The following is an 18,010-nucleotide window of genomic DNA, read 5'->3' on the forward strand; positions in this document are numbered from 1 at the left end:
AACATGGCCACATATGTGGACTATTCAGTTGCATCGGGAGGGAATATGATGAAAACAGCCGGAATGAAAAGTCAATTTTATCTGACACGTAATAAATTGAAAGAGGTTGTGAGTGATTTATCGGAACCTGAAGCGGATTTTCAACCAGAGGGATTCTCTAATACTATCAGGTGGCAGCTGGGTCATCTTTTAGTCAGCGCAGAGAGTTTTCTATTTGGATATCCAGAGGGAAGCTCTCCTGTTCCTAAGTTGTATGCAAGCTTTTTTGAGAGTGGGACAGCTCCTTCAAGATGGCAGAGAAGTGCTCCTTCCCTAGAGGAACTGATAAAACAATTAGAGACACAGGAAAGAAGGATTGAGGACTTACCGAAAGAATTTTGGAGCGAAAAGATTTCAAGTCCTATTCCGAGCCTGAAGATTGAAGACCGGGAAGAATTATTCCATTTGATCCTGCATCATGAAGCCATGCATCTTGGGCAGATCCAATCCATCAAAAGATTGATTACAGTGGAGAGCCGTTAATTATTAAGGATATAAAGGCATTCAGAATCCATAATCTGAATGCTTTTTTTATGGATATGCAGGGGATATATAAAAGGTTGTTTCGAAAACAAACAAAATTTTCAGACTAATAATAGTTATTATTGTATAATAATTTCAAAGGAGGTTTGCTCATTATGAATATCTATTTTGCAAGGGAGATAAGGGATAGTGACCAAACAGCAGATGCAAACGGATTATCTATCAATACCTTAATGGAGAATTCCGGACATGCTCTGTTTGAGGGAATGAAGAAGCTTCTAGATAAGGAACAGAGAATCGGTATTCTCGCAGGCAGCGGGAATAATGGAGGCGATGGAATTGTCCTTGCACGCCTTTTGAAGAACCACGGGTTTAAGGCAGAGCTGATTTTCCCATTAGGTATTCCGTCTACACAAGTGGCTCATGATCATTTGGCCTATTATCAAAGCTTGGGATATGCTTATTCAAGCCAGTTGGACGGGAATTATGACGTCTTAATAGATGGTCTATTTGGAATAGGATTCAGGCCGCCTTTCACGGAGGAGATGAATCGATTGCACCAGCAATGGATGGACTCCAAGGCCTTAAAGATGGCGATCGACGTTCCCTCTGGAACAGAAGCAGACTATGGAAGAGTACAGGCAGCCTTTAAGGCGGATCACACCTTCTGTCTTCATGGGGCTAAACCATCTGCTTTCTTGTATCCGTCAAGCACCTATTATGGCGAATTGCATATTGTGGATATTGGGCTTCCTTCGCAGGCGAGATTCCGGATTTGGACGGAGGATGATGTAAGGGTAACATGGCATGTCGAGGAGGAAAATCCACATAAAGGAACGTTCGGGACTGGATTGCTGATTGCTGGAAGCAGGCAGATGCCTGGCTGTGCTTTGCTCGCTGGAACAGGGGCTATGCGTGCAGGAATCGGAAAGCTTGTGATTGCAACAGAGGAAGAAGTAGCGCATAAATGCACCATTTCCCTGCCTGAGGCTACATATGTAGATCGTTCGAAATCAAACTGGCAGCAGGATTTAACGCAGAAGTATACAGCTGTGGCCATTGGACCAGGCATCAATCCTGATGAATCACTAGAGGAGCTGATTGCTGCCTATCTTAATGAAACAGATTATCCGCTTATCCTAGACGCAGGAGCCCTCTCAGAGCGCAGCTATCCAAAACAGCGGAAGGGTCCTATTATTTTGACACCACACCCAGGAGAAATGGCAAGGATAGCAGGGAAAACCGCCGTGGAAGTGAATGAGAACCGGATTCAGACAGCAAGCGATTATGCGGTCAAACATCAGGTAACAGTCGTGCTGAAAGGAGTGAATACGGTTATTGCTTTTCCCGACGGAACTGGCTATGTAAATATTACAGGAAACAGGGGATTATCCAAAGGCGGGACAGGGGATACCTTAACAGGAATCCTGCTAGGGCTCCTAACTCAAGGGTACCGGAAAGCAGCCATTATGAATGGTGTTTATCTTCATGGGAAGACAGCAGAGCTTTATAGTGAGAATCATGCACCGAGTGCTATGCTGGCATCGGATATTATGCGAATATGGCCTGAGCTGCTTCGGAGGTTAGACCTAGAGTAGGTCTACAAAAGATTTTGTTGAATCACATCAAATTTTGAAAAAAATGAATGATTTGATGCTAAAAAAACTCATAAACGGGAATAGACTTAGAAAACATGAAGGGAGCCATGTCATGGATCGTGTCTATACGTATACGAAGAAAGAAGAAGTAGTGAATGCCATTACACACGGGATAGGAGTTGGACTTTCCATTGCAGCTTTAGTGCTCATGATTACGAATACTGTCGTAAACGGAGCAACTGGCAGGCTCGCGATTGTCCTGATATATGGAATTTCCATGCTGATGCTATTTACCTTTTCGACATTATGTCATGCATTTCCTGAAGGAAAGACGAAAATGGTCTTGGAGTTATTTGACCATACATCCATCTACTTGTTTATTGCAGGTACCTACACACCCTATGCGGTAATTGCCATAGGCGGCAAGACGGGATATACGCTGCTGGCTCTTGTATGGGGATTAGCCGTTTTGGGCATTATCTTTAAGGCGTTTTTCTTAAGGAAATTAATGATCATTTCCACCTTAATTTATATTGTCATGGGATGGATGATTGTGGTAGCGTGGGAGCCCCTTTCACAAGCGGTGCCGCCGATGGGGCTGCAGATGCTTATTTATGGGGGGCTTTTATACACATTAGGGTCTATTTTCTACGTATGGAGAGGTTTTCCGTATCATCATGCTGTATGGCATTTAATGGTGCTTGTTGCCTCCATTCTCCATTTTCTATCCATTTTCCTATATATTTTGCCCCTATAATCAATATAAAGAAAGCCGATTCAGACCTTCCTGACGAAGCAGCAGGAGGAGTGAATCGGCTTTTTTATCGAACGGTCTTTGACAGAACTCTTATTGATATACATGCGCTTGCAGGATTTTTAAGGTTTTCTCGCCCACTGCCCGCGCACTTTGCGGATTTTGTCCGGTGATGATTCGTTTGTCCTCCACCACATGACTGGTGAAAGGAATCGTTGATTTCTTATAGGACTTTGCGACAGACCGCAGTTCATCCTCAAGATAAAAAGGAATTTTTCCCCCTTGGAATATCAGTTTTTCTTCTATATTTGAATACCCGGTCACTTCGACATTCTCAAGAAGGTGGGTGCCATCTGATAAGCGCGTGCGAAGGAATGCTGCAGGTCCATGGCAGACAGCTGTTACGAGACCGCCATTTTCATAGATTGCGGCCGTAATTTCTTGGATTTTCTTTGATTCAGGGAAATCCCATAGGGTACCATGACCTCCGGCAAAGAAGACACAATCATAATCCTGTCCATTGATCTCTTCAAGTGGCAATGAGTGATCAAGCTTACTGATGAAATAAGGGTCGAGATGATAGGTTTTTGATGTTTGGTCCATGATGACCGGAAGCAGGCTTTTTGGGTCAATCGGCACCTTGCCTCCATTGATGCTCACTATATCAATCGGGAACCCAGCGACTCTTACGACATCATAGAAATGCACGAGTTCACTGAACCATAACCCGGTTTTATCTGTATCCTTTTTCATCGTTCCGTGGCTTGTGACAATTGCCAATACTTTCTTTTTCAATTCAGAACCTCCTTTACGGTGAGATAAAATGACATTTTATCATATTTCCACGATTTTTGCCTTTTTTTCTCTCTCGTAATAGGTCCGTACACGGCATGTTTACTGGGCAGCTGGCAGAAGTCTGGTAGAAAACAGTCTTTTTCGAATTAAGATTCCTAAGTAGGCAGCCATCATGGCTTTAAGAATGCCAACTGGGACAAACGGTGTAATACCCGTTAGTAAAGCCGCATTCCAGGATAATGAAGCGGCTGTTTTCAGCCAAAGAGCCCCAAAGATCAATGTGACAATCATACCAATTAAATTGGCTATGATGGCTTGAGTAATCGTGAACCCTCTCTTCTCTAACCAATAACCAGTCAGGAAAGCGGCGGGGATGAAGCCGAATAAATAACCTCCCGTCGGTCCGAATAGAACACCAAGGCCGCTGGTAAATCCTGAAAAGACAGGAATTCCAATGGTCCCTAGTGCAAGATAGATGAGGACGGTATATGTACTAAACCGGGAACCAATGATGGTAGCAATAAGTCCGACTGCTAACGTCTGTCCAGTGATGGGAATAAGCGGAAGCGGGATTGTGACCTGAGCCAAAATAGAGAGAATAGCCGCATACATCGCGATTATCATCATATTTTTTGTTTTTGAACGGCGCACTTTTTTCCTCCTCAATAAATAAGTTAACTAATATTGATTATAAGTTAACACAAAAACCCTTTTGTGAATAGTCTTTTGTAATGATTTGAATATTTTAAAAATTACATACATTTATTAACAATTGTGCTATAATCAGTTGGGGTCTAGTGAGAAATAGAATCAATAGTCATTAGGGGGGGAAAGTGTTGAATAAAAAGGCAAAGGTGCTGCCAATAGTCATTCTGTTGGCTCTTTTTGGCTTGTATTACTTTTATAATGTTAATTTAGCGGTTACCTTGCCAGATGAAGGGTGGGGCCGTGCCTCCAAGGTAGAGGGGGCTTCTAAATACCCGATGCAGCAATACAGCTTTACTAAGAATAAAGAGATTCATATGTACTTGCCGAGTGATGATCAAGTTAGGTATACGATAACAGATCAGAACTATAAGACAATCAAAGAAACCGTGATTCCGGTTAGTATTGATGTCGACACACCGGTTTGGGGAGATGGACAGCGCTTCTTCTATTTACAGGACAAGAAATTGCAATTATATGAAAATGGGAAGTCAACCCTCATTGATGAGGAGGTTCACTCCTTTTATCCGACGAATGAAAACATTCTCTATTGGAACGAAAAAGAGATTTATCTCTATGAAACAGGTAAACAAAAAAGTAGTGTATTAGTGACTGTAAAGGACCCAATCAGTCATGTTAAATCCGCTGATGGGGATGGAAGTATTTTAGTTGCAACCAACCCGACTCCGCTTGATATTCAATTCTATTTAATGGAAGGGAAAGAACTGAACGAGCTGTATGCTTGGTCTTCATCAAACAACGCGACTATAGAAAATATCCTCTATGATTCTAATGGTCAGGAAGCATCCATCTTAATTGAAACATTTAAGATGTCGCAAGGAGAACGAACAAATAACGCTAATCTCATTACCTTTAACCCGAAGGATTTTAAGGTGAATGGGGATGAATGGATGCTTTTCACAGATGGAAGCAATGGTGCACGATTAGCTAATCCGCGCTATTTCAATATGCGTTATCTGGATGGAAAACTGGAGCTGCTATTTGTATCTGAAGGGCAAAGAGAGGGGAAAAAATCCGGCTATAATGTCTACTTCGCTAACACAAAGCAGGACGGAGAGTGGGTAGGTTTTAGAAGAAGCACCTCATCCGATACGAGCTTAAGCCCAATGTGGGCGGGAGAAAACCATATTCTTTGGCAAACCTATGGCGGAAAGCAATATCAAACCTATGGCACCTTTAATGGGAATGGGTATGTCGAATCTTCCATGGTGAAGACGAAAGAGGATTACCGTATGGCCCTATATGACTTCATCAGTGGTGTTTTCAGCAGCCTTATCATGCTTTTCTTTGGGATGATATGGGTTATTCCTTCATTGATTTTCTACACAATTATGATGTTTTTACGTAAGGAAGAATTTGAAAATCATAAAGGCTGGATAGAGCCGGTGGGCATCCTTCTCTATGTTGGAACCGTCTTATATGTTTTTAACAGTGTATTGTCGGACAGCTTATTCTCGATGGCACCTGACTATTTGACATTCCCGAATAGTATGGTGATTTGGCCGTTAGTCATCAGTGCCGTTTCCTATGGAATTTATAAATTGGTAACCAATAAGGATATGGGACTGTATGCGGGTATTTCCTATTATATCGGGTTGAATATCGTCATGATGACGGGACTTTATGGTCCATATCTCATTTGATTCGCCTGCCGGACATTCCTTCTCCATCTAGAAGAAGGATGTCTGGCTTTTATTTATGGCTCAGAAGCCAACGAAATCGGCCCATTCCTTTTGCTTCAGCATATGACTGAATATTCGGTAATGATAGAGGAAGGTATCGAATGGCAAATGGGAATCGGGGAAATCATACCAGGATAGGAATGAGTCTAGTTGTTGGGTAAATTCGTTGTGATCTATGAGTCCGTGGAGATATAATGGATACTCATATGCTTTATAAAGGGACGATAGGCCATTTTCAATGAATATGGCTTCTATTTGTGTTCGATTCATTTTTCCACCTCCAGCAAACAGTATCGGATGGATGAGGGAACTTTATTCGCATCAGGAGGTCAAAAAGGGGGATTTACTGTGGAAGAGTCAGCCTTTCAGCTTGAAAAGGAAAGACTGGAATTTATCAAACAATACATGAGAGTTGTGATTGATACGGCCAGAACAAGCAAGGAGCAGTTCTTGCAAAAAATGAAGGAAACCTTTGAGGATACAGATTGGGAAGAAAACACGGAATATGGACAGCTGTTAACGACCGCCGCTTTTTATCAAATGTCGAATGATGAGTGGGAAAGCTTGAAGCGAGCTTTGCCTAAGCCGTATTTTGCCCGCGTTGATTTCACGCCCGCTGATTCTGGAGTATCGGAACGATTATATATCGGCAAGACTTCCTTGTTTCAGCGGGATAATCAAGAACAGCTCATTATTGACTGGCGTTCACCGATTGCCAATTTGTACTATGACGGCAGACTTGGACATGTATCGTATACTTCAGAGGGTGAAGCGTATGATGGTGAGATTACACTGAAGCGACAGCTGATGATTGAAGACGGCGAGCTCACAGACCTGCGCGATATTGATTTGACGACGGTTGATGAATTGCTGCAGGAAACATTGGCTAAGAGTTCGGTGAGCAGGCTTACGGAGATTGTCGCAACTATCCAGGAGGAGCAAAATGAAATTATCCGTGCGGATCTTAATAAACCGGTCATCGTCCAAGGAGCAGCAGGAAGCGGAAAAACAACGATCGCCCTTCACCGTATATCCTACTTCCTTTACCATTATAAAGATCAGTTCAATCCGGCAGATTTATTAATCTTGACCCCAACTGCCCTATTTATGGATTATATCCAAGAAGCCTTGCCGGAGCTTGGAGCTGAGCGCGTGAGGCAGGCGACCTATGCCCAATATGTCGAGGAGGCTATCGGCAAGAAAATCCCTCTCGTTGAAGACCGTAAATTGATCGAGGTCTTAGGCGGGGAAAGTGCGGCAGCAAGGCTTGCCGGTCTGAAGGGGAGCGAGCTCTTTCAGCGGATATTAGATCATTATTTTGAGGAAATCAAAAGCGGTCTGTATTTCCATGAAGATTTCAAGGTTGATTCATTCAAGCTTTATCAGGCTAGTCAACTAAACCATTTGCTGACACAGGAATATACGTATCTCCCGCTTTATAAACGATTAGATAAGATTAAGAGGGTCCTGCAGCAGCAGGTGAAGAGTCATAAGGACGTGATGCTGAAGAAAATCATCGCCCATTATGATGCGAAGATGGAGAAGGGGTTAAATTTCAAAGGAGCCGAGGAGAAGAGGAAAGCCTATATTTCAGAGGTGCTTAAGCGAAAGGATCTCCGCCTGAACCATATAAAAGCGGAGATGAGAACGGCTGCAACCCGTTATATGAAATCCATTAAGAAGCATGATACCTTTACACACTACAAGCAATTATTCACTTCACCCGAAAGACTTTGTGATTACGCCCAAGGGATGCTGTCAGAAACGGATGCAGCTGACTTATGCACCTACAGCCAAAAGATTTTTGCCAAAAAGAAATATGAGGCAGAAGACGTTGGACCGCTTCTCTACCTCCATGCAAAGCTTTATGGCATTCAGCCTGGACAGAAGGCAAAGAATGTTGTTATTGATGAGGCTCAGGATTATAGCTTCCTGCAGATCTCTGCTTTAAAGACTGCTCTTGAAACGGATATGTTCACCTTAGTAGGTGATCTCGCGCAAGGGATTCATTCTTATCGTTCGATTACGAGCTGGCAGGAAGTAGCCGAGAAGATCTTCCCGCGGGCAAGCTATAAGGAGCTGAAGAAAAGCTACAGGACAACGATTGAGATTATGAATGAGGCGAATAGGCTGCTCGAAAAGCTCCCCTATGATTTTCCTATCGTTGAGCCGATCGTGCGGCATGGAGAAGCACCACAATACTTTTCCTTTGAAAAGGGAGAACAGTGGGCTGAGGCTGTAAAAGCACAAACGGTAAAATGGAGGGAGGAAGGCTTTCACACCTTTGCCATCATTACCAAAACAGCAAAGGATGCCAAGTTAGCCTATCAAATTCTCCGAAAGAGAAACTTTGCTGTAAGCCTTTTGGAAGAAAAAATGTCCATTCCAAAGGGAAAGCTTATCATCCTTCCCTCCTATCTGGCCAAAGGACTGGAATTTGACTGTGTAATCGCCTTTAGTCATGATGAAAGATATCATGAACAAAATGAAACTGATCTAAAATTGCTGTATGTAACCATGACAAGGGCCATGCATAGACTCCATTTGATGAGTAAAGAGGAAAGGGCATTTGTCCTATCATGAGGACCTTAATGAAGGAACGTTTAACGTTCCTTTTTTTTTATTGGTGCTGATTAGACAGATACTTGGTTTTGAGAAAAATTCGTATTATCCATGAAACAAATAGTGTAAAATGGGTTGTTGAAGAAGGAGGAATGAACATGGCACAATCCGTGCTTGAAATAAACGGGGTTGACAAAAAAATCGGCAGCCGGACCATTCTTGAAAACATCAACTTAGATGTTCGGGAAGGGGAAATATTTGGGCTATTAGGTCCGAACGGTGCCGGAAAGACCACCTTAATTCGGATGATTTGCGGGTTGATGAAGCATTCGGGAGGAGCCATCCGAGTGTTGGGCTCTGATATCCAGAAATCCTATCTATCAGCGATTAGGGAAATTGGTGCGGTCATTGAGAACCCTGCCTTCTATCTAGAGTTGACAGGCTGGCAGAATCTCCGGCTCGTAGCCAACCTATATACCGGAATCACGAAGGAACGCATTCAAGAGGTAGTGGAGCTTATTCAGCTCGAAGACAGCATTCACGATAAGGTTGCTTCATACTCGCTAGGCATGAAGCAGCGGCTTGGAATCGGACAAGCTATTCTACATAAACCAAGATTGCTTATATTAGATGAGCCGACTAATGGGCTTGACCCGACCGGTATGCATGACTTGCGCCAGCATTTGCTGCGCCTTGCCCGTGAAGAGGGAACAGCCATCTTTCTTTCTACACATTTGCTATCGGAAGTGGAAATGCTTTGTGACCGAATTGCTATTATGAAGGATGGACGAATAGTGGATATAAGAGAAACAGTACAAGAAGAGGTGCTCGTAATTGAGACGAGTGAGCCGGACAAGGCAGCAATGCTATTGAGTGAGCGCTATGCCGTTATCTCTAATGACAATGGCTGGATTCGGCTTGCAGTCGATAAGAGCCAAGTCCCCGCTGTCAATGCGCTGCTCGTTCAAGAGGGGATAGATGTCTTTCATTTAGCATTTGAAAATCAAGGACTTGAACAAGTGTTTCTCCAATCCGTTAGTGAAGGGAGGAAACCATCATGATATCGATGCTAATCAATGAGCATTATCGGATGGCGAGGAACCGGTTTGTTCAGCTTTCTTTTCTGATTATGCCGGTCGTGATGTGTATTCTTGCTTTATTTTTTTCAGATATAGTGCGAGCTAACAATGGAAATATGTTAAACTACATGTCTATTACAGCAAACATACTGATCATTATTGCCTTTATGGGGATTGGAGCTGCGGGCACCATTCTCTCAAATGAGTTTCAATATGGAACCATCAAGCTGATTGTGATACGGCCTATTTCGCGCTCGGCTCTATTGCTCTCGAAATGGCTCACAGTCATCCTCTATCTGTTCTATCTCTTTATTCTCGCATTTGCCGTATCGGCGGTTATTGGCGGCCTTTTGTTTGGGTTTGAAGGATTCTCGGTAAGCGGTTATCTGTTCAAAGGGATTATGCTCAAATACGTGATAGCCTTTACGGAATCGATGCTGATCGTGACATTTACGTATATGGTATCGGCAGTCTTTAAGAATGGGGCCTTTTCCATCGGAGTTGGCATGGCTGCCTTACTTGGCGGAAAATTGGTGACTGAGGTGTTTCGTCTTCTTGAATGGAAGGCTGGAATGATTCTATTGTTTGAGAATACGAAGCTTGATCAATATTTCTTCGGGAACAGACCTGTTTATGATGAGATGAGCTTCTTGTTTTCCATAGTCATATTAGGGCTTCATTTTTGTTTCTTTTACGGTGTGGCATGGTGGTTCTTTGTCAAAAGAGATATTTCCGTTTAAGATAAAGACAAGGGGAGAAATAAGATGATCATTAGCGCAAGCAGGCGTACTGATATTCCGGCGTTTTATGCTGAGTGGTTCATAAATCGAATCAGGGCAGGTTCCTTCATGAAGGTCAATCCGTATAATCGAAAGCAGATAAAGAAGGTTTCCTTGGCTGCAGATCATGTGGATGCAATCGTATTCTGGTCAAAGAATCCGAGGCCCATTCTTCGTTATCTGCCTGAGCTCTTGGATAAAGGGTATAAGTCTATTATGCATTATACCTTAAATGACTATCCGGATGCGTTAGAGCCGGGAGTCCCAAGCTTATCTTATCGGATCGACACCTTTAGGCGCCTGGCTGATGTGCTTGGCCCTGAGCATATGGTGTGGAGATATGACCCAATCATCCTTAGTAATCAAACGGATGCCTGCTATCATTTGGAACGGTTTTCCCATATCGCCAAAGAACTGAATGGACAGACAAGCAGGGTCGTAATCAGTTTTATGGATTTTTACGCCAAAACAAAAGGAAGACTAGCCCGTTTGGAAACAGAGAAGGGGTATGTGCTCTTTGATTGGCTTTATCCAGATCAAACAGAGAAACTGACCGATTTAGTGAAGGGCTTATCCAGCATTGCACAAGAGAATGGAATGTCCATTACGACCTGCTCGGAGCAGGTAAATCTGGAGAAGTATGGGATTATGCATGGGGCTTGTATCGATCAAGCTTATATTGAAAAGGTACTGAATCATTCATTGCCGGTTAAAAAGGATAAATACCAGCGGGCAGAATGCGGCTGCGCAGAGTCAATTGATATGGGAAGCTATGACACTTGTCCATTCGGCTGTCCGTATTGCTATGCGGTTAGAAGTGATAAGCTTGTCCAAGCAAACCGAAAAAAACATGATCCTATGAGTCCTTATTTGACCGGAGAATAGGGAATAATAATGAAATAAACGATTTTTGAATTTAAGGAAGCGGTGAAGGTTAATGAATCAATTACAACCAGGAATGAAAGCAATATTAACAGTAGAAAGGGAAGTGACATTTGGTTATTTCCTTTCAAATGGGGAAGAGGATGTCTTGCTCCATACAAATGAGATTGTCGGAGAAATCGAAATTGGCCAGCAAATTGAAGTATTCTTATTCAATGATAAGGATGGCCGTTTGACTGCTTCGATGAATCTCCCGTCTATCATGGAAGGGGAATATGGCTGGGCACCTGTCGTAGATGTCCACCCGAGTCATGGGGTATTCTTAGATATCGGTCTTCAAAAGGACTTATTGATTTCCTCCGATGACCTTCCTCGGATTAAACGAATTTGGCCGGAGGTGGGCGATCAGCTGTATGTCACGCTGATGGTCGACAGCCGCGGCCGTATGTTCGGCCGTCTTGCGACAGAAACAGTGGTCCAGGAGTTAAGCAAACCAGCTCCAGAATCTCTCATGAACAAGGAATTTGAAGGGCGTGCCTATCGTCTCCTTAGGGTTGGGACATTCATCCTGACAACAGAGGGCTATCGCTGCTTCATTCATGAAAGCGAGCGTTCTGTCGAGCCTCGTCTTGGCGAGCTTGTGAAAGGCCGTGTAATCGGCGTGAAGGAGGACGGCAGCTTAAATGGTTCCCTTCTTCCTCGAACACATGAACGTTTAGATGAAGATGCAGAGGGAATTCTTACGTATCTTGAGAGCCGTGGAGGCAGCATGCCTTATTGGGATAAATCTGACCCAGAGGATATTCAGAAGCGATTTGGCATGAGCAAGGCGGCATTTAAGCGTGCTTTAGGCCGATTAATGAAAGAAGGAAAAGTGACGCAGGCCGACGGGTGGACGACGGTCAAGAAATAGGAGAAACCGCATGAACATATTATGGGATTTTGATGGTACTTTGATGGATACGTATCCGGCCTATACAAAAATGGTCAAGGAGGCCGTTCAGTGCGGCCTTTCTGATGAAGAAATCTTTGCCCTCTTGAAGGTCTCCTTTGGCCATGCCTTCAAGGAGCTTGGTTTATCGGATGAGGAAATCAAGCGAGTGAAACAGCTGGAGCGTGAACTTGAACCCGAAGACTTTAAGCCTTTTCCGGGTCTCTGCGAGGTACTTGCAGCGGCTGATGTGAATGTGATTATGACTCATAAGGAGCGGGCGCTTGCAAGAGCTATTCTAGAGGCAAATGGTCTAAGCCGTTATTTTACGGAGATTGTCGCCATTGATGATGGGTATCCGAGGAAGCCTGACCCGGCGAGCTATCGATATTTGCATGAGAAATATGGGCTTGACCTGGCAGTCGGGGACCGGGAGCTTGATATCATTCCCGCCAAGATGCTGGGTATTCAAACGTGCCTGTTTCAGAATCATTCTGCTGAGGCGGATTACTATGTGGATGATTACCGGGAGTTTTTTGAGAAGGTGCCCAATATTAAGAAATGAATGAAAGGGAGTCCTATGTATTTTGGGATTCCCTTTTTGCTTATTTCATCAAACGCATACGGGAGGTGTTCATTTCTTTCGTCACTGGTTCATGGGTGGTAACATGGGCAAGGCCGGTTTTTGGCATGTTTACGTAAATACCCTCGGTAGATCCTTTTTCAATCCGATAGGTTTCATGAAAGATACCGACCGCATCATTCCCTTTTGTTTTCTTGTTAAATCTTGTCCAAGCCCTCATGTGAATCCTTCCATGTGCATAGGCTTCAAGGTCCTCGAAGCTTCTCCAATACTGGATGAGGGTGACTCCCCTCCAGCTTAATGAAACCTCCGTGTGGATAAATCCAAGTTCAGGGTTTTGATATAGTTCCTTAATCATTGGACCCATCGCTTTGGCAACAGGAATCCATTTGCGAAAAGCAAGAAGATTGTTAACTCGCATCCCAATGATTAAGAGGACAAAATCCGTTTTGGCATCTGTCACATAGCGACCAGCAAATATCTTTTTCAAATATCCACTCCTCCAGTTTTTACCTTATATTCATTCTAACACTGTAAGGGAATAAACAGAATATCCTTCTAATGAAAATAAAAATGAGGCTGGGACAAAAGGTTTCCAGAAATTAAAACGAGGTGGGGACAAAACTAAATAAATGATTCTCAAAAGCGAATGATGGTATCTTATTCTTCCTATTCAATAGCATCTGGAAATACAAAAAAGGCACCCGCTTTCCGCGGGGATGAAGCTTGAGCCCCCTCGGCGCTTACACCTGTTGGGGCTCAACCTTTCCTCTACTTCCCGCAGGAGTCGAGTGCATTTCGCTTCATTCTACTAGTCACGAATAATAGAAGTCCACAAACAACTTATGTATGGAAAACATAAAGACCCGAATAATTAGACGATAGAATTCATTCCTTTATCGTTTAATCATTCGGGTTTATCATTGGCTGAAATATTTATGTCCCAGCTTTATTTCCTTTAATCGGATTATTTTTTCACTGTTTCCAAATACTCATCATAAGTCATTTGTTTATCAATCAAGCCATCTGGCGTGATTTCGATAATACGGTTCGCAATCGTTTGAATGAACTGATGGTCATGGGATGTGAAAATCATGGATCCCTTGAAGTTGATTAGTCCGTTATTGACTGCTGTGATGGATTCCAAATCCAAGTGGTTGGTAGGTTCGTCAAGCAAGAGAACATTAGCGCCGCTAAGCATCATTTTAGAGAGCATGCAGCGGACTTTTTCTCCCCCGGATAGGACGGATGCTTTCTTCATTACTTCTTCGCCAGAGAAGAGCATTCTGCCCAAGAATCCACGCAAGAAGGATTCGCTTTCATCCTGCGGAGAGAATTGACGCAGCCATTCAACCAATGTGAGGTCGTTGTTCTCGAAGAACTCAGAGTTATCTTTCGGGAAATAAGATTGAGAAGTTGTGATTCCCCATTTGAATGTGCCTTCATCTGCTTCCATTTCACCCATCAAGATTTTGAAGAGAGTGGATTTCGCATTATCATTCGCTCCGAGCAAGGCGATTTTGTCATCTTTATTCATGGTAAAGCTGATGTTGTTTAATACCTTTTCGCCGTCGATGGTTTTGGATAAGCCTTCAACACGTAATAAATCATTGCCGATTTCACGATCTGGCGTGAAGTGGACGTATGGATAACGTCTTGATGATGGCTTGATATCGTCAAGCGTAATTTTCTCAAGCAATTTCTTACGGGATGTCGCTTGCTTTGATTTCGATGCATTCGCACTGAAGCGGGCAACGAAGGCTTGCAATTCCTTGATTTTTTCTTCTTTCTTTTTGTTGGATTCAGCCGTTAGCTTTTGCGCTAATTGGCTGGATTCATACCAGAAGTCATAGTTCCCGACATAAAGCTGAATCTTGCCGAAGTCTAGGTCAGCGATATGAGTACATACTTTATTTAAGAAGTGACGGTCATGGGATACAACGATGACTGTGTTTTCAAAGTTAATGAGGAACTCTTCCAGCCATTGGATGGCTTTAATGTCCAAGTGGTTCGTCGGCTCATCGAGAAGAAGAACATCAGGCTGGCCGAATAGGGCTTGAGCAAGGAGAACTTTAACCTTCTCGCCGCCGTCAAGCTCAGACATTTTCTTGTTATGCAATTCTTCCGGAATGCCAAGACCTTTTAAGAGAATTGCAGCCTCAGGCTCTGCTTCCCAGCCGTTAAGCTCAGCGAATTCACCCTCAAGCTCAGCAGCTCTCATGCCGTCCTCATCTGTAAAATCAGCCTTCATATAGATGGCATCCTTCTCCTGCATTACTTCAAAGAGACGAGCGTGACCCATGATGACAACCTGGATGACCTCTGTGTCCTCATATTCAAAGTGGTTTTGTTTCAAAACGGCAAGTCTTTCACCAGGCCCTAAGGAGACATTCCCTTGCTGCGGCTCAAGATCACCAGACAATATTTTTAAGAATGTGGATTTACCTGCACCGTTTGCACCGATTAAACCATAGCAATTTCCAGGCGTAAATTTAATATTTACGTCTTCGAATAATTTTCGGTCGCCAAAACGCAGACCAACATTACTAACTGTTATCATGTAATAAAATTCCTCCGTTAACTGTTATCTAGCAAATTATATCATTATCATCCCCTTTTTTGAAAGGGACGGGGATAAAGAAGATGCTGAAAATGAAAAATGAGCCCCATTGTCCGGTAATTTATGGATAAAAACCATGATGAAGACGAAAAAGGGACCAAATCCAGCCTCAAGACTGGCGGGTGATGGAGCGTTTACAGAAGGACTTTTCTGTCAATTTGTTACATTATTGTAATCCTGTTGCAATCAATGTCATGCTCTTATTACATTCTTGACCTTAACAAAAAACCATCCCCGCTGATAGGATAGGTCTTGCCCGTCAAAACGGCAAATGACAGGAGGATTTTGTTTTGAAGAAAATTTGTATGGCGTTTTTAGCATGTGCTTCCATCATTGGCTCCGCAGAGGGCTTTTATGCGGCTGACCAAGAGGAGCTTATGACAGAAGAGCTTCATGCAGAAGAATCCAATATGATTAATATAGATAAAGATTTATCCAATCTATCACCAGAATTTATTCAGCTGTCTTCGATGAAAATCGTTGCGGAGATGGATGATGAGGAAATAGAAGCTGCTGATCCATATGCAATCGAACATTTCATAAACGAAGGAATTGTTGAGCTTGCAGATAAAGAGAAGGAGGACTCCTTCCATGCCGCTATGCTATATGAGGAAATCGCAAGCGAGATACAGGCTGTAAAAACCAAGGAGACAGTTGTTGCTTCCGCTGAAGAAACAGAAAGAAAAGAGGAAGCTGTATCTCCAAGAGAGGATAAGGATGATAGCGTAATAGATACGACAGCAGCCGAAGAAGCTGAGCCAGAGAAAAAAGAACCTGTTGTCGAAGAAGCAACGCTCACAGAGGAAGAACCAGTCATAGCCTCTGTAGATGAGAGCAGAGAAGAGTCAGCACCTGAAAATACAGAGGATACCGTGAAACCTGAGATAGAAGAAGCTGCTGAAGAAACCGTGATTACCATGACAGCAACAGCCTATACGGCAGACTGTGAAGGGGGAAGCGGCGTAACCTATACAGGGATTGATTTAAAAGCTAACCCAGATGCCAAAGTCATTGCAGTCGACCCTTCCGTCATTCCGCTTGGTACAGAAGTGTATGTAGAGGGCTATGGTACTGCGATAGCAGCGGATATCGGCGGAGCCATTAAAGGGAATAAAATTGATGTCTTCATTCCAAGTCAGGCAGAGGCAGAAGCTTGGGGTATTAAGACAGTCAATGTTACAATTAAACAGTGATAGTGAAGGGAAGTGGTTTGCTAGTGGGTGAATCGCTTCCTTTTTTTGTTGGAGTGATGATTATAAATATTCACAATTGAGGAACAGTTTATTTTTTGTGGATTTTGTAGTAAAATCAAGTTCTTTGACGGAGTGCTATTTTAAAATAAGTTTTACGATATGATGGAGGAAATGGAATGACAACAGCTACACATGTTGATGAGTACCAATTAGAGACATTGCTAGATGCCTTGAAGATGGATGCTCTTAAAAATATTCGACGTAACCTAAACTTGAAAAATATGAGTTCATTAAGGAAGAAGGAGCTCGTTCAGGCATTGGTGGAGCATATTCCTGCATCCGTGCCTGAAAGAACAAAGATGATGGACTTGCAGCAATATACATCTATTGTTGCCCTTATGACTAAGAGCGGAGTGATGCCGCTTGACCAAATCGCCCTTGAGGATGTGTTCTACTTATCCAGCATCGGCTATATCCATCCGGCAGAGCAGGATGACCAGCCGATTGTCGTAATGCCTTCACAAGTGATGAAGCAGTTCTTCAGTCTTGATCCAAAAGAAATCATGGCTGATGTGAACCGTAACCAAAAGGTTTCTAATATTCTCTTTGGGATCGTGCGTTATTACGGTTTTGCAGACTTAGAAACGGTCAAAAAAATGGTGGAGGCTTACCTCGAAGAAGAGGTTGAAGAAGCATGGCTTACAAACTATATCAGCTACTTAGCTGATTATTACGGCATTTTCTATGCGAAGGACGGCTACTTGATTCACCAAACAATTCGCGAGCTTGATAGCTTCAAGCAAGTCCTTAAGACGAGAGAGGAATTGAACTATTATCCAATCCCAGCGGAAAGCATGATGAATCTTAATCGCTATGAAAGCTTTGAGAAAACAGCTGAAATGGCTGCATTCAGTCAGTTCCTGCAAGATACGTATTCTTTAGAGGCAGCTCAAGCGAATGAATTAATCGAGCAATTCCTCTATAAAGTCCAATTTGGCCATGGCTTACAAGAAGTAGTTAAATGGTTTGGCGAGAATATTGAGCTTCAGAACGAGAAAGATGTCAACGCGATTGTTGAGCATATTGCCAAGGTCGTAAACAATACACGTCTCTGGATCTTGAAAGGGTTCACGCCATTAGAATTGGCGCCTGCTCAAGAAGTGAGTGAAAAGAAAGAGCCTGTAACGAACAATAAAATTCCTCGTAATGCGCCATGTCCATGCGGATCCGGCAAAAAGTACAAGCGTTGCTGCATGAAATAATGATGATGGAAGATGCCCTATCCATGTTGATAGGGCATCTTT

The 18,010-nt window shown here is 43.1% G+C and carries 17 protein-coding genes; 12 read left to right on the plus strand and 5 right to left on the minus strand.

What is annotated here, in order from left to right; translation table 11 throughout:
- Positions 1–45 precede the first annotated feature (45 nt).
- The 3 genes from AC622_RS08605 to trhA all read left to right on the plus strand — a co-directional run bounded on the left by AC622_RS08605 (position 46) and on the right by trhA (position 2,877).
- The gene (locus AC622_RS08605; RefSeq protein ID WP_197089918.1) at positions 46–522 is read left to right on the plus strand and encodes a DinB family protein; all 477 of its coding nucleotides are present in this window, start codon (positions 46–48) and stop codon (positions 520–522) included.
- A 155-nt stretch (positions 523–677) separates the two neighbouring features.
- Positions 678–2,120, plus strand: a complete 1,443-nt coding sequence (locus AC622_RS08610) for a bifunctional ADP-dependent NAD(P)H-hydrate dehydratase/NAD(P)H-hydrate epimerase (RefSeq protein WP_049670703.1) — start codon at positions 678–680, stop codon at positions 2,118–2,120.
- 112 nt (positions 2,121–2,232) lie between these two features.
- Entirely contained in the window at positions 2,233–2,877 is a 645-nt protein-coding gene (gene trhA / locus AC622_RS08615; RefSeq protein WP_049670704.1) for a PAQR family membrane homeostasis protein TrhA, read from the plus strand.
- A gap of 90 nt (positions 2,878–2,967) precedes the next feature.
- Here the strand turns inward: trhA and AC622_RS08620 are convergent, their stop codons facing one another.
- On the minus strand, positions 2,968–3,669 hold the full coding sequence (locus tag AC622_RS08620; RefSeq protein ID WP_053103737.1) for a type 1 glutamine amidotransferase domain-containing protein: 702 nt from the start codon (positions 3,667–3,669) through the stop codon (positions 2,968–2,970).
- Between the two features lie 99 nt (positions 3,670–3,768).
- Entirely contained in the window at positions 3,769–4,320 is a 552-nt protein-coding gene (locus AC622_RS08625; protein WP_331456705.1) for a biotin transporter BioY, read from the minus strand.
- 185 nt (positions 4,321–4,505) lie between these two features.
- Between AC622_RS08625 and AC622_RS08630 the strand changes: the two genes are divergently transcribed.
- Positions 4,506–6,038 (plus strand): hypothetical protein, encoded by a 1,533-nt coding sequence (locus AC622_RS08630; RefSeq protein ID WP_049670705.1) that lies wholly within the window; start codon positions 4,506–4,508, stop codon positions 6,036–6,038.
- A 60-nt stretch (positions 6,039–6,098) separates the two neighbouring features.
- Here AC622_RS08630 and AC622_RS08635 read toward each other — a convergent pair whose 3' ends face one another.
- Positions 6,099–6,347, minus strand: a complete 249-nt coding sequence (locus tag AC622_RS08635) for a hypothetical protein (RefSeq protein WP_049670706.1) — start codon at positions 6,345–6,347, stop codon at positions 6,099–6,101.
- 78 nt (positions 6,348–6,425) lie between these two features.
- On the opposite strand from AC622_RS08635, the gene helD reads away from it, so the two are divergent.
- From helD to AC622_RS08665, 6 genes are all read left to right on the plus strand, one after another.
- On the plus strand, positions 6,426–8,660 hold the full coding sequence (gene helD / locus AC622_RS08640; protein WP_049670707.1) for an RNA polymerase recycling motor HelD: 2,235 nt from the start codon (positions 6,426–6,428) through the stop codon (positions 8,658–8,660).
- 137 nt (positions 8,661–8,797) lie between these two features.
- Entirely contained in the window at positions 8,798–9,700 is a 903-nt protein-coding gene (locus tag AC622_RS08645) for an ABC transporter ATP-binding protein (protein WP_049670708.1), read from the plus strand.
- Positions 9,697–10,458 carry an ABC transporter permease gene (locus AC622_RS08650; protein WP_049670709.1) on the plus strand — a complete coding sequence of 254 codons (762 nt, stop codon included), beginning with the start codon at positions 9,697–9,699 and terminating at the stop codon, positions 10,456–10,458. The genes AC622_RS08645 and AC622_RS08650 overlap by 4 nt, the downstream gene beginning before the upstream one ends.
- Positions 10,459–10,482: 24 nt before the next feature.
- The gene (locus AC622_RS08655; protein ID WP_049670710.1) at positions 10,483–11,382 is read left to right on the plus strand and encodes a DUF1848 domain-containing protein; all 900 of its coding nucleotides are present in this window, start codon (positions 10,483–10,485) and stop codon (positions 11,380–11,382) included.
- A 52-nt stretch (positions 11,383–11,434) separates the two neighbouring features.
- Positions 11,435–12,292 (plus strand): CvfB family protein, encoded by an 858-nt coding sequence (locus tag AC622_RS08660; protein WP_049670711.1) that lies wholly within the window; start codon positions 11,435–11,437, stop codon positions 12,290–12,292.
- 10 nt (positions 12,293–12,302) lie between these two features.
- Positions 12,303–12,875: an HAD-IA family hydrolase gene (locus AC622_RS08665; protein ID WP_049670712.1), complete on the plus strand. Its 573-nt coding sequence runs from the start codon at positions 12,303–12,305 to the stop codon at positions 12,873–12,875.
- Between the two features lie 40 nt (positions 12,876–12,915).
- Here the strand turns inward: AC622_RS08665 and AC622_RS08670 are convergent, their stop codons facing one another.
- Entirely contained in the window at positions 12,916–13,383 is a 468-nt protein-coding gene (locus AC622_RS08670) for a DUF4188 domain-containing protein (protein WP_049670713.1), read from the minus strand.
- A gap of 477 nt (positions 13,384–13,860) precedes the next feature.
- Positions 13,861–15,453: an ABC-F family ATP-binding cassette domain-containing protein gene (locus AC622_RS08675; protein ID WP_049670714.1), complete on the minus strand. Its 1,593-nt coding sequence runs from the start codon at positions 15,451–15,453 to the stop codon at positions 13,861–13,863.
- A 350-nt stretch (positions 15,454–15,803) separates the two neighbouring features.
- On the opposite strand from AC622_RS08675, the gene AC622_RS21520 reads away from it, so the two are divergent.
- Together AC622_RS21520 and AC622_RS08685 are read left to right on the plus strand one after the other, a co-directional pair.
- Positions 15,804–16,706, plus strand: a complete 903-nt coding sequence (locus AC622_RS21520; protein ID WP_053103738.1) for a 3D domain-containing protein — start codon at positions 15,804–15,806, stop codon at positions 16,704–16,706.
- A gap of 176 nt (positions 16,707–16,882) precedes the next feature.
- Complete coding sequence (locus tag AC622_RS08685) at positions 16,883–17,968, plus strand: YecA family protein (protein ID WP_049670715.1); 1,086 nt, start codon at positions 16,883–16,885, stop codon at positions 17,966–17,968.
- Positions 17,969–18,010 lie beyond the last annotated feature (42 nt).

The organism is Bacillus sp. FJAT-27916 (assembly GCF_001183965.1).
GTDB lineage: Bacteria > Bacillota > Bacilli > Bacillales > Pradoshiaceae > Pradoshia.